Source organism: Pseudomonas sp. 273, assembly GCF_029201425.1.
Taxonomy (GTDB): Bacteria; Pseudomonadota; Gammaproteobacteria; order Pseudomonadales; family Pseudomonadaceae; genus Pseudomonas; species Pseudomonas delhiensis.
In genome coordinates this window covers 2,903,190-2,915,365 of sequence record NZ_CP116775.1, presented here as the reverse complement: position 1 = coordinate 2,915,365, position 12,176 = coordinate 2,903,190, and the positions used below count along the sequence as shown (strand labels likewise).

The 12,176-nt window shown below is 63.5% G+C and carries 14 protein-coding genes; 8 read left to right on the top strand and 6 right to left on the bottom strand.

Annotated elements, in window-relative coordinates; all coding sequences use genetic code 11:
* The first annotated feature begins 273 nt into the window (after positions 1–273).
* Entirely contained in the window at positions 274–495 is a 222-nt protein-coding gene (locus PKO50_RS13765; RefSeq protein ID WP_089391266.1) for a DUF1654 domain-containing protein, read from the top strand.
* A gap of 59 nt (positions 496–554) precedes the next feature.
* On the opposite strand, the gene PKO50_RS13760 is transcribed toward PKO50_RS13765, so the two are convergent.
* On the bottom strand, positions 555–764 hold the full coding sequence (locus PKO50_RS13760) for a DUF6434 domain-containing protein (protein WP_109934609.1): 210 nt from the start codon (positions 762–764) through the stop codon (positions 555–557).
* Between the two features lie 576 nt (positions 765–1,340).
* Between PKO50_RS13760 and PKO50_RS13755 the strand changes: the two genes are divergently transcribed.
* Positions 1,341–1,973 carry an acetyl-CoA hydrolase/transferase C-terminal domain-containing protein gene (locus tag PKO50_RS13755; protein ID WP_275630028.1) on the top strand — a complete coding sequence of 211 codons (633 nt, stop codon included), beginning with the start codon at positions 1,341–1,343 and terminating at the stop codon, positions 1,971–1,973.
* 398 nt (positions 1,974–2,371) lie between these two features.
* Here the strand turns inward: PKO50_RS13755 and PKO50_RS13750 are convergent, their stop codons facing one another.
* A complete protein-coding gene (locus tag PKO50_RS13750) occupies positions 2,372–3,163 on the bottom strand; it encodes a helix-turn-helix transcriptional regulator (protein WP_023436190.1) in 792 nt (263 codons plus the stop codon).
* Positions 3,164–3,292: 129 nt separating this feature from the next.
* On the opposite strand from PKO50_RS13750, the gene PKO50_RS13745 reads away from it, so the two are divergent.
* From PKO50_RS13745 to PKO50_RS13730, 4 genes are all read left to right on the top strand, one after another.
* Positions 3,293–4,108, top strand: a complete 816-nt coding sequence (locus PKO50_RS13745; protein WP_109933070.1) for a carbon-nitrogen hydrolase family protein — start codon at positions 3,293–3,295, stop codon at positions 4,106–4,108.
* Between the two features lie 81 nt (positions 4,109–4,189).
* Positions 4,190–5,284: a polyamine ABC transporter substrate-binding protein gene (locus PKO50_RS13740; protein WP_275630027.1), complete on the top strand. Its 1,095-nt coding sequence runs from the start codon at positions 4,190–4,192 to the stop codon at positions 5,282–5,284.
* 211 nt (positions 5,285–5,495) lie between these two features.
* Entirely contained in the window at positions 5,496–6,107 is a 612-nt protein-coding gene (locus tag PKO50_RS13735) for a nitronate monooxygenase (protein ID WP_275630026.1), read from the top strand.
* Between the two features lie 11 nt (positions 6,108–6,118).
* Complete coding sequence (locus PKO50_RS13730) at positions 6,119–6,493, top strand: hypothetical protein (RefSeq protein WP_275630025.1); 375 nt, start codon at positions 6,119–6,121, stop codon at positions 6,491–6,493.
* 164 nt (positions 6,494–6,657) lie between these two features.
* Here the strand turns inward: PKO50_RS13730 and PKO50_RS34110 are convergent, their stop codons facing one another.
* On the bottom strand, positions 6,658–6,900 hold the full coding sequence (locus PKO50_RS34110) for a YdcH family protein (RefSeq protein ID WP_058488385.1): 243 nt from the start codon (positions 6,898–6,900) through the stop codon (positions 6,658–6,660).
* A 282-nt stretch (positions 6,901–7,182) separates the two neighbouring features.
* On the opposite strand from PKO50_RS34110, the gene PKO50_RS13720 reads away from it, so the two are divergent.
* Both PKO50_RS13720 and PKO50_RS13715 read left to right on the top strand, forming a co-directional pair.
* Complete coding sequence (locus PKO50_RS13720; protein ID WP_275630023.1) at positions 7,183–7,872, top strand: GNAT family N-acetyltransferase; 690 nt, start codon at positions 7,183–7,185, stop codon at positions 7,870–7,872.
* A 141-nt stretch (positions 7,873–8,013) separates the two neighbouring features.
* The gene (locus PKO50_RS13715; RefSeq protein WP_275630022.1) at positions 8,014–8,784 is read left to right on the top strand and encodes an NERD domain-containing protein; all 771 of its coding nucleotides are present in this window, start codon (positions 8,014–8,016) and stop codon (positions 8,782–8,784) included.
* Between the two features lie 203 nt (positions 8,785–8,987).
* Here the strand turns inward: PKO50_RS13715 and PKO50_RS13710 are convergent, their stop codons facing one another.
* The 3 genes from PKO50_RS13710 to PKO50_RS13700 form a co-directional block, all read right to left on the bottom strand.
* Positions 8,988–9,989, bottom strand: a complete 1,002-nt coding sequence (locus PKO50_RS13710) for an NADP-dependent oxidoreductase (RefSeq protein WP_275630021.1) — start codon at positions 9,987–9,989, stop codon at positions 8,988–8,990.
* Between the two features lie 61 nt (positions 9,990–10,050).
* Positions 10,051–10,911 (bottom strand): alpha/beta hydrolase, encoded by an 861-nt coding sequence (locus PKO50_RS13705; RefSeq protein WP_275630020.1) that lies wholly within the window; start codon positions 10,909–10,911, stop codon positions 10,051–10,053.
* Between the two features lie 70 nt (positions 10,912–10,981).
* Positions 10,982–12,070, bottom strand: coding sequence for an alkene reductase (locus tag PKO50_RS13700; RefSeq protein ID WP_275630019.1), 1,089 nt, complete (start codon positions 12,068–12,070; stop codon positions 10,982–10,984).
* Positions 12,071–12,176 lie beyond the last annotated feature (106 nt).

Here is a 12,176-nt window from a genome sequence, read left to right as displayed (position 1 = left end):
GGCGGCATGCTGAAGGGACACGCTTTTAGGCCGTCAGAGGGAAGAATGCAACCCGGGAGCGCCTTCGATCCAGAGCGGCTGGCTGTTCCCGCTTCCGATAGCCACGTCACCACCCTGGTGCATTTCGCCATCCCCGGCACCGCACCAGCGATGTAGACGCCGCCCATGCCGGCCATCCCTTCGTCGCAGGAGAGGCTTTACAGGAATACTGTATGTGCATACAGTATTTTCCACAGTACCCGTCAGCCACTTCCCAGACACCAGGGGGACACCATGCACGCCGACACCTACCAGCAACTCGCTGCCCGTGTTAATGCCCAGATCGCCGCCCATGACGCCCGCCAGCGCCCCGGCCTGACCCTGCAGCGCGTCCCCGGCGACGACGCCAAGGCCTGGGAACGGGTGCTGACGGAACTGCGCGGCACGGACAACCTCACCGTACTGCCGCTGCGCGACGGCGCGGTGCGCCTGGCCTGGCACAGCTGGCTGGACTGAGCCGGGTACTGCGGCAGACCAGGTCGGTTATCGCCGGGCAGCTCTCCTGCGGCAGCCTTTTACGGGCCGCGCCGCCGCAGCCATTCGTCCACCACCTCGCCCATGGTCGCCGGGGCGCCGCTGCGTATCCAGGCCATGAAGGCACGGTCGAAACGGAAGCCCTCGCCGCACTGCTCGCGCAGGAAGCGGCGGACGTTCTGGGTGTTGCGGTAGCCCGGGTCGACCGGGGTCTGCCGGGTGATCGGCTGGCTGTGCCAATCGAAGCTCATGGGGCCACTCCCTGGTTGCGGCATGAAGGGAACCAGCCTGCCATGATGTGGCGTGGCCAGCCAGGCTCCGTACCGCGCCAGGGGCGATATGCGTTGCTCGGATGGCATGAGAAAAGCCCCGCTTGTGGTAGGGCCCCGATGAAGGCGAAGAGCATCGCCCGGCGGTCGTGGCACCGGGCGATGACATGCCGGCCTGGCATGGTTTCCAGCGTCGAACCTGGTGGGTTGCGTCGCCCCGCCGGCCTCCTGCCGGCGGTCTTCCTGTTCATCGGTGCGATCCACCGATGTCCATGAAACGAAGCGGATCGCTAGAACCTGTAGCCGAAGCCAACTGTCAGCATGTGCAGTTCCCCACCGGCTTCCACGCCCTCGCTCGCGCCTGTTCCCCTGGTGATGTGGCGGAAGTCGTACATGTAGGCGCCACGCACCTTCGGCGAACGCACACTGGGCGAGGCAGACCTCGACGCCATCCTGCACACCGACCGGCCCCCACTGGAAAATCCCCCGGCGCGCATCCGCGAAGCGGACACCCGTATCGCCGCGCACATAGCCGAGCTGATCGACGACGGCGCCACCTTGCAGATCGGCATCGGCGCCATCCCCGACGCGGTGCTCGGCGCCCTGCGCGCCCATCGCGACCTGGGTGTGCATTCGGGCAGCCTGGGCGACAGCGTCGCGCAACTGATGCAGGCCGGCGTGATCACCAACGCCTGCAAGAGCCGCGACCGGCATGTCAGCGTAGGCGGGGTGCTACTGGGCAGCCGGGTGATCCACGACTACGCCCACGACAACCCGGCCATCCAGTTGCGCTCTACCGCCTATACCCACGACGCGGACGTGCTCGCCAGCCTGGACCGCTTCGTGGCGATCAACTCCGCCGTGGAGGTCGACCTCACCGGCCAGATCAACTCGGAAGTCGCCGCCGGCAGCTACGTCGGCGCCGTGGGCGGCGCCTTGGACTTCCTGCGCGGCGCTGCTCGCGCCAAAGGCGGCCTGCCCATCATCGCCCTGCCCTCCACCGCAGGCAGCGGCAGCCGCATCGTCGCCCGACTCAACGGCCCCGCCACCATCCCGCGCAGTGACGCCGGGTTGATCGTCACCGAATTCGGCGTCGCCGACTTACGTGGCAAGACTATTCGGGAAAGAGTGGCATGCATGCTGGAAATCGCCCACCCGCGACACCGTGCGGCGCTGGAGGCACAGCTCTAAGCTCGCGCTGGGCATGACGCTCGACTTCCGCTTTTAACGACCCAGCAATCCGCCATGAAGAAATCGAAGCTTCGAAGGAATGTCCGCTGAGGCTCGGAGACGAGCCTTGGCGCCGGCCCACCCCACCCAGGCAACTGCCCTCCTCGGAACTTGCCATGCACGGCCAGCACCGGCTTGCGCGGTTCACCGTGGAGGTTGCCGTTGGCGGAAGTGCCGACGGTTTGGTGGCAGCCCTTGTCGAACCGGTTGTCGAGGCTCGGCGTCGTCGACCGGAGCTCATGGCGTCCATTACGGAAAATGGGATTGCCCCGCAATCTATCCATCGCCTCTCGAACGCCTGGCGGCCCAGGCAAGTACAGCCGATGGCCGCCGTTGTGCCCCTCCGCTATCGGCCCGGGCTAGCGAGTGCTCTGCGCGTTATGGAAGATCTTGAAGAGGTCCGACTGCGACTTGATCTTGAGCTTGGCGTAGACATGCCGCCGGTGGACCTTCACGGTCTCGGCGGAAATGTCGAGCTTCGCCGCCGCCTCCTTGTTGGAGCAGCCGCTGAGGACGAGCCGGATGACGTCCAGTTCCCGGGCGGTCAGGGGCGTGCCCAGGCGCGCCATCATCTGCTCCAGGTTGCCCTGCCAGCGTTCGCTTGGCCGTGAGGGCGGCTCGTTGACGCCGGCCTCGAAGAACAGGCGCTGGCGCATCAGCGCGCAGACCCAGGGGCGTATCAGCTCGAGCAGCGCGACCTGCTGCGGTTCGAAGCGCGAGCGGCTGCCCAGCGACAGACACAGGCTGCGCTCCCCATCGAGGGCAACGTTGTACTGCACCTCGTCCTCGACCACGTTGTGGGTGAAGTACAGCCGGTAGTATTCCGTGTCGCGGAAGCATTCCGGGGCCACCTCGCAGAGGCGGAACAGGCCGCTTGCCGGCTTCTCGCGGTTGGCCACGTAGAAGGGGTCGAGCAGGTACAGGCCCTGCACGTAGTCGTGGAACAGCGGGTCGGGACCGCCGCCCTCGTAGGGGCTTTCGGCGAATATCCGCGGGCGGTCGTCGCTGAACAGCAGCGCTACCCAGCTGCCCAGCGCCATGTGGTCGCCCAGCACCTGGGCCATGGCGCGCCAGAAATCGGGCTGGTCGAGGCGTTCGGCCAGTTGCCCGAAGGCCCGGTGCCAGCCCACGTCCAGGAGTGTCAGGTTCATGCGGGTACCCCGGGGTTAATCAATCGGCGGAATAGGAAATTCGGTGGCGATTCGCATACTTGCAGCGGCCCCTCGGAAAAGTCCCCGACTTTCCCACTGTGGCCCCGGTTCATCAACAAGGTCCGAACAATGAAGCTTGAACTCGTGCAACAAGCCGCCCGCGACGGCGACACCCCGTACAACCTCCACCGCATCCTGCAGGCCATCGCCGGCTGCTCGCCGGACACGGACATCGTGGTGTTCCCCGAGGCGCAGATCACCGGCTTCCTCAACGCGCAGAACATCGCCGGCAACGCCGAACCGCTGGATGGCCCGAGCCTGCAGGCGGTACAGCGTGCCGCACGGGAGCGCGGCGTGGCAGTGGTCGTCGGGTTGATCGAGAACGACGGCGGCAAGTTCTACAACACCACGGTATTCGTCGCCCCCGAGGGCCTGCTGCTGAGCTACCGCAAGACCCATCTGTGGGTCTCCGAGCCGGGCCTGGTGCTGCCTGGCGACCGCTTCGCCACGCTGCAATGGCGCGGCGTGCGCATCGGCCTGCTGATCTGCTACGACAGCGAGTTCCCCGAAAGCGCCCGCGCCCTGGCCGAGCTGGGCGCCGAGCTGATCCTGGTCAGCGACGGCAACATGGAGCCCTTCGGCCACGTGCACCGCACCTCGATCGCCGCCCGCGCCCAGGAGAACCAGGTGTTCGCCGTGGTGGTGAACCGCGTGGGCGAAGGCGAGGACGCCATCACCTTCGCCGGCTGCAGCGCGGTGGTCGACCCCTTCGGCCATACCCTGTTCGAGGCCGGCAACCGCGAGTGCCGGCACTTCGTCGAGCTGGACTTCAGCCAGGTCGCCAGCGCCCGCGGACTCTACGACTACCACGCGGAAAAGCGCTTCCGCCTGCCCGGGGAACGCATCGAGCACGCCGATGGGCGTCATGAACTGCTGATTCCCTGACCTCACCAGCACCTTTCGCTACCTGCCAACAAAAGCACACCGCCGGCCGTCTCCCCTGGGACAGGCCGGCCAGGAGCCCCCATGAAACACCTGCGTCTTTTCTCGCTCGGCCTGGCCTCCCTGCTCGCGCTGGGCAATGCCCATGCCGAGCCGCCGACCGTGCACCTGTACAACTGGTCCGACTTCCTCGCCCCGGAAACCGCCAAGGAGTTCCAGGCCGCCACCGGCACCACGCTGGTCCAGGACGTCTTCGACGATGCCGAGGTGATGGAAAGCAAGCTGATGGCCGGCCGCAGCGGCTACGACGTGGTCATCATCCCGGACGACCTGATCCCCAACTTCGCCAAGGCCGGCGTGCTGCAGGAGCTGGACCGCTCGCAACTGGGCAACTGGCCGCACCTGGACGCCGAAGTGCTGCGCAAGCTGCAGGTGAACGATCCGGGCAACCGTTACGCGGTACCGTACATGTGGGGCACCACCGGCATCGGCTACAACCTGGACAAGGTCGCGCAACGGCTGGGGCCCGATGCCCCGGTGGACTCCTGGGACCTGATCTTCAAGAAGGAAAACATCAGCAAGCTGAGCGAGTGCGGCGTGGCCATGCTCGACGCGCCGGTGGAGATCATCCCCATCGCCCTGCACTACCTGGGGCTGCCGCCCAACAGCAAGAACCCCGACGACTACAAGAAGGCCGAGGCGCTGCTGCGCGACATCCGCCCCTATGTCCGCTACTTCGACTCCTCGAAATTCCCCTCCGACCTGGCCAACGGCAACATCTGCGCCGTGGTCGGCTGGGGCGGTTCGGTCTACGGCGCCAAGCAGACCGCCGAGCGCGCCCACAACGGCATCAGGATCGCCTACAGCATCCCCCGCCAGGGCGCGCCGGTGTGGGTGAACAACATGGTGCTGCTGAAGGACGCGCCTCACCCGCAACAGGGCTACGCCTTCATGGACTACATCCTGCGCCCGGAGATCACCGCCAGGAACTCCAACTACGTGGGCTACCCCAACGGCAACAAGGACGCCACCGCCCTGATCGACGCCCAATTGCGCGACAACCCGGCGCTGTACCCGTCCAAGGAAGTCATGAGCACCCTGTACCCGCTGGAAACCCTGCCCCTGCGGCTCGAGCGCGTGCGTACCCGCATGTGGACCAGGATCAAGACGGGTACCTGACGGGCTGGGTCCAGGCCATGGAGGATGTGCGAGGAGTATCTTGCGCATCCTTTTTGGGGCGATTGGCGTCGCAGGGCACTTTACTGCTGAACAATTGTTCAGTTATAAGATCGCAACCTTCCGGCTCTGCGCGGCACCACCCTGTGGGGTCGATTTCCTTTGCCCGGCTCGGCTTGCCCGCCCCGTGTCGTGAATGAACTGGAGTGCTCCCATGCGAAGCCCATTGTTCAAGACCCGTATCACTGAAATGCTCGGCATTCGCCATCCCATCCTTTGCGGAGGCATGGGGCCTGGTCTCTCCGACGCGACCTATGTCGCGGCTGTAGTCAACGCCGGCGGAATGGGATTTATCGTTGCCGCCGGCTTCCCTGATCCGGAAGAATTTCGTGAGCAGCTTCGGAAGTGCCGCCAGCTGACTTGCGGAAAGCGGTTCGGCGTGAACCTCTACATTTCAGGGCAAGCCAAGTCGGCTGATCGCCTGCAGGAGCAAGTGAAGATTCTCGCGGAAGAGGATGTCCTCTGCGTCGAGACTTCTGGCGCAAGTCCCGAAGGTATTCTTCCAGCCCTGCGGGATGCGGGTATCAAGGTGCTGCACAAGGTTCCCGCGGTCCGTTACGCGCGATCGGCTGAACGGCTTGGCGTGGATGCAGTGATCGTCGTCGGCAATGACTGTGGAGGCCATCCGGGTACTTATGGCATCAGCAGCATGGTCCAGGCGCCCCATGCCTCAAAGGAGATATCCATTCCGCTGGTGATTGGCGGAGGAATGGGAACCGGCCGCCAGTTGGCTGCCACGCTCATGATGGGGCGGACGCCGTCCTGATGGGTTCGAGGATGCTGGTCTCCGAGGAACTGTGGATTCACCGCCGATACAAGGAGCTGCTGGTTGAAAGCGATGGTACCGATAGCGTCGTTGTAAAGACCGGGCTGCGGCAGCATCACAGGGTGCTGAACAACGAAAGCGCAAAAGCAGTTGCAGCCCTTGATGCGACAGGGACCAGCGACTTCGAACGCTACCGCCCGCATGTCATGGGGGCGCTGACCACCCAGGCATACCTGACCGGCGACAGTAGCCTTGGCATGCTCGACTATGGCCCATCAGTGGTATTTGCCGATGCCGTACAGCCGGTGGAAGCCATCTTCGATGAAGTTCTCGACGATGCACGGCAGGCGATGCTTCGCTTTGAAGGGCTCTGCTGCCAGGCCTGAACGTCCGCTGCGGGTCGAAAACCAACGCCAACAATCGATTCGCCCTCCCCTTCGTTGAGCGCCCACGCAGGTACGGCGAGAACGCCGGATACCCGCGGGCGTTACATGTGTGCACGGCATTTCTGCCGTTGCATCGAAGGCCGAGATCTATGCCCCAGGGCTAATCAACCGCCGCAGCCATGTCCACATTGGCAGCCATCTTTCTTGCGCAGAATTTCGTAGAGTTCGTCCTTGAGCTGCAGCTTCTGCTTCTTCAGCGACTCGATGGTGTCGTGGGTTGCGGGAGTGATGCCAGCTTCCATGTTCTTGATCTCCTGGTCGAGATCGTTGTGGCTATGGAAGAGCTTTGCAAAATGCGGATCCTCGGTCTTGAGGCGGGAAATCTTTTCGCGGAATTCGGGAAACATGAGGATTCTCCAGGAGAGTGAAAAAGCACTTTGCAGGATCCGGGCTGGGCCAGTGTTGAGGTAGATCACTGAAGGCAGCGCAAAGAAAGGGCGTGTCCGCTCCTGGCCGGTGTCTGCCGGATCCCACCGACTGACTTGAGCCGAAAACCAACGGCAACAATCGATCCGCCCTCCCCTTCGTTGAGCGCCCACGCAGATACGGCGAGAACGCCGGCTGCCCGCGGGCGTTACAATGGCGCCAACGCCGATTTCCCGATCGGGCATGCCCGGAGCCAGCTTCAGATGTTCACCCTTGCAAACCTCGACACATCGCCACCCGAATCCCTGAAGAGCCAGGTTCTGCAGATGGTGGTGGACTACTTCAGCGACATCAGCCCGGTGCCGCTGACGCCCAGCAATCCGCTCTATCAGCTGTACCAGTACGTGATCGGCTACGAGGTACACCTGTACCTGCAGGCCATGAACGGCACCCCGGAGAGCCCCGCGCGGCTGATCCTGGCCCTGGACGACGACGATCCCTCCCAGGTGCTGGGTTTTGCCCTGTACCTGCCGAGCCTGGATGACGCCGAGGCCTGCACGCTGGCCTACCTGGCCGTCAAGGCCAGCCACCGCCGCCGCGGCATTGCCCGGGCCATGTTGCGGCAGATGGTCGAGCACCGGCCCCACGCCGAACTAGCCTGCGTAGCGGGCAAGGTGCCGGTCTTCGAGTCGCTGGGCTTCCAGGTACTGGCGGCGCAGGGGCCGCAGGTGCTGCTGAACACCCGCGACCACCGCTCGGACGGCATGGTGGCGGTACAGGACCTGGCCCCGATCTACCAATCCAGGGAAGTGCGGCAGATCCACGCCTACCTGCTGCAGCAACGCGGCAAGAAGGCCATGAGCGACGCCGAGAACAAACGCGACCGCCTGCTCGACCAGTTGGCGTATCAGGCTCAGGCATTGGTGAAAGAGCGTTTCCCGACGTTTCACTGAGGGGTGGTTTTCTGCCTTGAATGTCTGCTTCCGGCCAGGAGAGGACATCGAGCGCCTACAAAAGCGGTGCCATTTACTTTCGCCCCTTTGCGCCGGCCTTAGGTAATATCCGGCCAACTCAGGATTGTCGAAGGTCAGGAAATGGACTTCACCCCCATCATGGCTCAGGTCTGGGGCACGCTGGGCTGGTTTATCCCGCTGATGCTGCTGATCGGCCTGCTCAAGTCACCTTGGGCCAAAGGGCATATTGGCGAACTGCTGGTGCGGCTCTTTGCCCACTGGCAACTGGACAAGTCGATCTACCGTCGCCTGCATAACGTCACGCTGAACACGCCCGACGGCACCACGCAGATCGATCACGTGTTCCTCTCGCCCTACGGCATCTTCGTGCTGGAAACGAAGAACATGAGCGGCTGGATCTTCGGCAGCGAAAAGCAGGCGCAGTGGACGCAGAAGATCTACAAGCGCACCTACAGATTCCAGAACCCGCTGCGGCAGAACTACAAACACCTCAAGGCCCTGGAAGCCTCCCTGGGTATTAGTCCCGAATACCTGCACTCGGTTATCGCCTTTGTCGGCGGCAGCACCTTCAAGACCGAGGTACCGGCCTGCGTGACCCAGGGCATCGGCTTCATTAGGTACATCAAGTCATTCCAGCAGCCGGTATTCAACGAGGCCGACGTCGACGCCATGCTGAAAGCTCTGCAGACCGGCCGCCGCGCCCCCTCGTTCACAACTCACCGAGAGCATGTGCAGAACCTCAAACGCCGCAGCGACCCGAGCGCCGAGCGGCAATGCCCGAAATGTGGTGGCGCGCTGGTGATTCGCACGGTGAAATCTGGCCCGAAAGCGGGACAGCAGTTCTGGGGTTGCTCGGGGTTCCCCCGATGCCGAGTGATGCAAAGCCTCTAGCAGGTGAGCGGTAGCTTTCGGCCAGGAACGGACAATGCGTGTCGCAAAAACAGGGACGGTTCATATCTGTCCACCCTCTCCGGGAGAGTGCACGGTGAACCCCGGGCTTTCCACTCCAGGATGCTGGGCCAGAATCATCTACAGCCGATTGTTCTGCACCATCGACAATTCCTGTTTGTCCTCCGCAGCTCAATTTGGCTTCGTTACTTCACTTTGATGATCACCTTGCCTTTCGCCCGCCCCGTCTCAACGTAAGCCAAGGCATCTGCTACCGAGTCGAATGGGAAGATTCGATCTACCGCTGGCTTGATGGCGCCGGACTCAATTAGAGAACTTATTTCGCCAAGTTGACTGCCGCTTGCCCGCATGAAAACAAATGTGTAGTGGATGCCACTTCGCTTTGCCTTTTTCCTGATGCCATGGCTCACCAGGCGCAGAACCTGCTTCAGCGGCCAGGCCAGCTTCTGGTCGACCGCGAACGCTGGCGTGGGCGGGCCGGAGATGGATATGAGATGGCCGCCCGGCTTAAGTACCTGCAGCGACTTTTCCAGCTCGTCGCTTCCCAGGCTGTTCAGCACCACGTCGTAGTCGCGCAGCTCGGTGGCGAAGTCCTGTTTCTTGTAGTCGATGACGACATCTGCGCCCAGCGCCTTGACCCACCCGACGTTGCTGGTGCTGGTGGTCGTCGCGACGAATGCCCCCAGATGCCTGGCCAACTGGATGGCGATGGAGCCCACGCCACCGGAGCCGGCCTGGATGAATACTTTCTGCCCCTTTTTGAGCTTGGCGGTTTCAACCAGCACCTGCCAAGCGGTCAAGGCGACCAGCGGGATGGAGGCCGCTTCCTCCATGCTCAGGTTGGCAGGCTTGTGCGCAAGCGACCCTTCCCTGACGGCGATGTATTCGGCGAAGGTGCCGATTCGGAAATCATCCGGCCGCGCATAGACTTCATCACCCGGTTCGAACTTGCGCACGCCCGGGCCAACCCTGACGACCGTGCCGGCGACGTCATGCCCCAGCACGAGGGGCATACGATAGGGCAGGACGAGCTTGAACGCTCCGCTCCTGATCTTGACATCGAGCATGTTGACGCCTGCTGCGTGGATCTGGATCAGGACGTCATCATCCTGCAGTTCGGGCTCTCGTGCTTCGGCAATACGGCCGACTTCCTTCTTGCCGTAGCGATCGATGATGAAGGCTTTCATGGCGATGGTCTTCTCATGTTCTGGGTGCGTGATCTGTTCGCAAGAGGCTTTCGTTGCGCCATTACTCAAGGAACGCCAAGGCTTGTGCCACGAAGTCTTCGTGGTACTGGAAGATGCCGCCGTGCCCGGCATCTTCGTAGATCACAAGCTTCGAGCCCGGAATCCGCCGGGCCATATCGCGGCTCAGCGAGGTGGGTACCATGATGTCGTTGTCTCCGTTGGCGATGAGGACAGGTAGGCGCATGCGGGAGAGGTCATGTGGTGCCTGCTGCCCCCAGTCCTTGATCGCCTTTAGTTGGCGAAGGAATGCACCCGGTGTCGGCCCTTTGTCGCGACCGGTCCTGCGTTCATTCAGGCGCTTCAGAAAGGCGCTCGCTGCCCGCCGCCCCTTGGCCGTTGAGGTGAAGAACAAATACGTCTTGGGATCGCGCAGCGTCAGCATGCCCTTGAGTATCAGTGGCCAGGACACAGCGCCAACACGGTTGATACCCTGACCGCCCGCCGGGCCTGTGCCCGTGAGGATGAGCCTGCGCACGAGGCCCGGCGCTTTCAGCACCACGTCCTGCGCCACGAAACCACCGAGCGAGAAGCCCAATAGATCGACTTGCTCGAAACCCATCGCATGGATGAGAGCGATGGTGTCACTGGCCATCTCGCCCACGCTCATCGGCGCATCGCCACCCGATGCACCGATTCCTCGGTAGTCGATGGCGATAACGCGATGCTTGCGTGCCAGGCCATCCACAATGCCTGGGTCGAAGTTGTCCAGCACAGCGCCCCAGTGATTGAGCAGCACCACTGGAACAGCGTCCCGCAGGCCCAGCTCGCGGAAGGCGAACCGGGTTCCGCCGGCTTCAATTAGATGGGTCTGTGCGTTGGCATAGGAAACCGCCGACTGGGGGTCTGGATTGAAACTGCTCATCTGGGCGCTCTCTGCAGGTCAGATGGCTCCAGGCCGGAACAATGCAGCGTTCGGCCCGGAGCCGGCTTGCTTATCTGGCTTCAGCCAGGGTGGGGTAGTCGGTGTAACCCGCAGCGCCGCCGCCATAGAGCGTGGCCGGGTTGAGCTGCGCCAGCGGCGCGCCGCTTTTCAGGCGTTCGACCAGATCAGGGTTGCTGATGAACGGCCGGCCGAAGGCAAACAGGTCAGCTTTGCCCGCATCAAGCTGGGCGGCGGCGAATTCCAGGTCGTAGCCGTTGTTGGCGAGGTAGGTCTGCCTGAAGCGGCGGCGCAGCGCGGCGTAGTCGAATGGGGCCACGTCGCGCGGGCCGCCCGTCGCACCCTCGACCACATGCAGATAGACGATGCCCAGCGTGCTGAGCTGCTCGACGATGTAGTCGTACTGCGGCTGCGGATCGCTGCTGGAAATGCCGTTGGCCGGTGACACGGGCGAGATGCGTACGCCGGTACGGTCAGCACCGATTTCCTGCGTCACGGCGGCGGCGACCTCCAGCAGCAGGCGTGCGCGATTTTCGATGGAGCCACCGTAAGCGTCGGTGCGCTGGTTGGCTCCGTCCTTGATGAATTGCTCCAGCAAGTAGCCATTGGCGCCGTGGATCTCCACGCCGTCGAAGCCGGCGGCGATTGCGTTTGCGGCAGCCTGGCGGAAGTCGTTCACGATGCCTGGCAGCTCGGTGAGTTCGAGGGCGCGAGGTTCGGAAACGTCGGCAAAGCCGTTGTTGACGAAGGTCTTGGTCGCTGCCCGGATGGCCGAAGGTGCGACCGGCGCGGCGCCACCCGGCTGGACATCGACGTGTGAAACCCGGCCCACGTGCCAAAGCTGCACGAAAATGCGCCCGCCTCTGGCATGCACGGCGTCCGTGACCTTGCGCCAGCCGGCGATCTGTTCGGGTGTGTACAGGCCCGGAGTGTCCTGGTAGCCCTGGGCCTGGGCGGACACCTGGGTGGCCTCGGTGATGATCAGGCCGGCAGAAGCGCGCTGGGAGTAGTAGGTCGCGGCCAACTCGCTGGGCACAAGCCCGGCACCTGCCCGGTTGCGGGTCAGCGGCGCCATGACGATGCGATTGGCCAGCGTCAGAGCTCCCAGTTGGTATGGCTCGAAGAGCGCGTTCGTACTCATGTTGGTGTTCCTTCTCTCGAATTTGGGTAGGCATGGTCGATGGGCGGGTTGCGGCTGACAGCCAACGAACGAAGGTCATTGCCTGGTGGAGTGCATGCTCGCCCGC

Excerpts from the sequence above, each read along its gene's own strand:
- PKO50_RS13765 (WP_089391266.1), top strand. The coding sequence starts at position 274 with ATGCACGCCGACACCTACCAGCAACTCGCTGCCCGTGTTAATGCCCAG.
- PKO50_RS13760 (WP_109934609.1), bottom strand. The coding sequence starts at position 764 with ATGAGCTTCGATTGGCACAGCCAGCCGATCACCCGGCAGACCCCGGTC.
- PKO50_RS13750 (WP_023436190.1), bottom strand. The coding sequence starts at position 3,163 with ATGAACCTGACACTCCTGGACGTGGGCTGGCACCGGGCCTTCGGGCAA.
- PKO50_RS13745 (WP_109933070.1), top strand. The coding sequence starts at position 3,293 with ATGAAGCTTGAACTCGTGCAACAAGCCGCCCGCGACGGCGACACCCCG.
- PKO50_RS13740 (WP_275630027.1), top strand. The coding sequence starts at position 4,190 with ATGAAACACCTGCGTCTTTTCTCGCTCGGCCTGGCCTCCCTGCTCGCG.
- PKO50_RS13735 (WP_275630026.1), top strand. The coding sequence starts at position 5,496 with ATGCGAAGCCCATTGTTCAAGACCCGTATCACTGAAATGCTCGGCATT.
- PKO50_RS13730 (WP_275630025.1), top strand. The coding sequence starts at position 6,119 with ATGCTGGTCTCCGAGGAACTGTGGATTCACCGCCGATACAAGGAGCTG.
- PKO50_RS34110 (WP_058488385.1), bottom strand. The coding sequence starts at position 6,900 with ATGTTTCCCGAATTCCGCGAAAAGATTTCCCGCCTCAAGACCGAGGAT.
- PKO50_RS13720 (WP_275630023.1), top strand. The coding sequence starts at position 7,183 with ATGTTCACCCTTGCAAACCTCGACACATCGCCACCCGAATCCCTGAAG.
- PKO50_RS13715 (WP_275630022.1), top strand. The coding sequence starts at position 8,014 with ATGGACTTCACCCCCATCATGGCTCAGGTCTGGGGCACGCTGGGCTGG.
- PKO50_RS13710 (WP_275630021.1), bottom strand. The coding sequence starts at position 9,989 with ATGAAAGCCTTCATCATCGATCGCTACGGCAAGAAGGAAGTCGGCCGT.
- PKO50_RS13705 (WP_275630020.1), bottom strand. The coding sequence starts at position 10,911 with ATGAGCAGTTTCAATCCAGACCCCCAGTCGGCGGTTTCCTATGCCAAC.
- PKO50_RS13700 (WP_275630019.1), bottom strand. The coding sequence starts at position 12,070 with ATGAGTACGAACGCGCTCTTCGAGCCATACCAACTGGGAGCTCTGACG.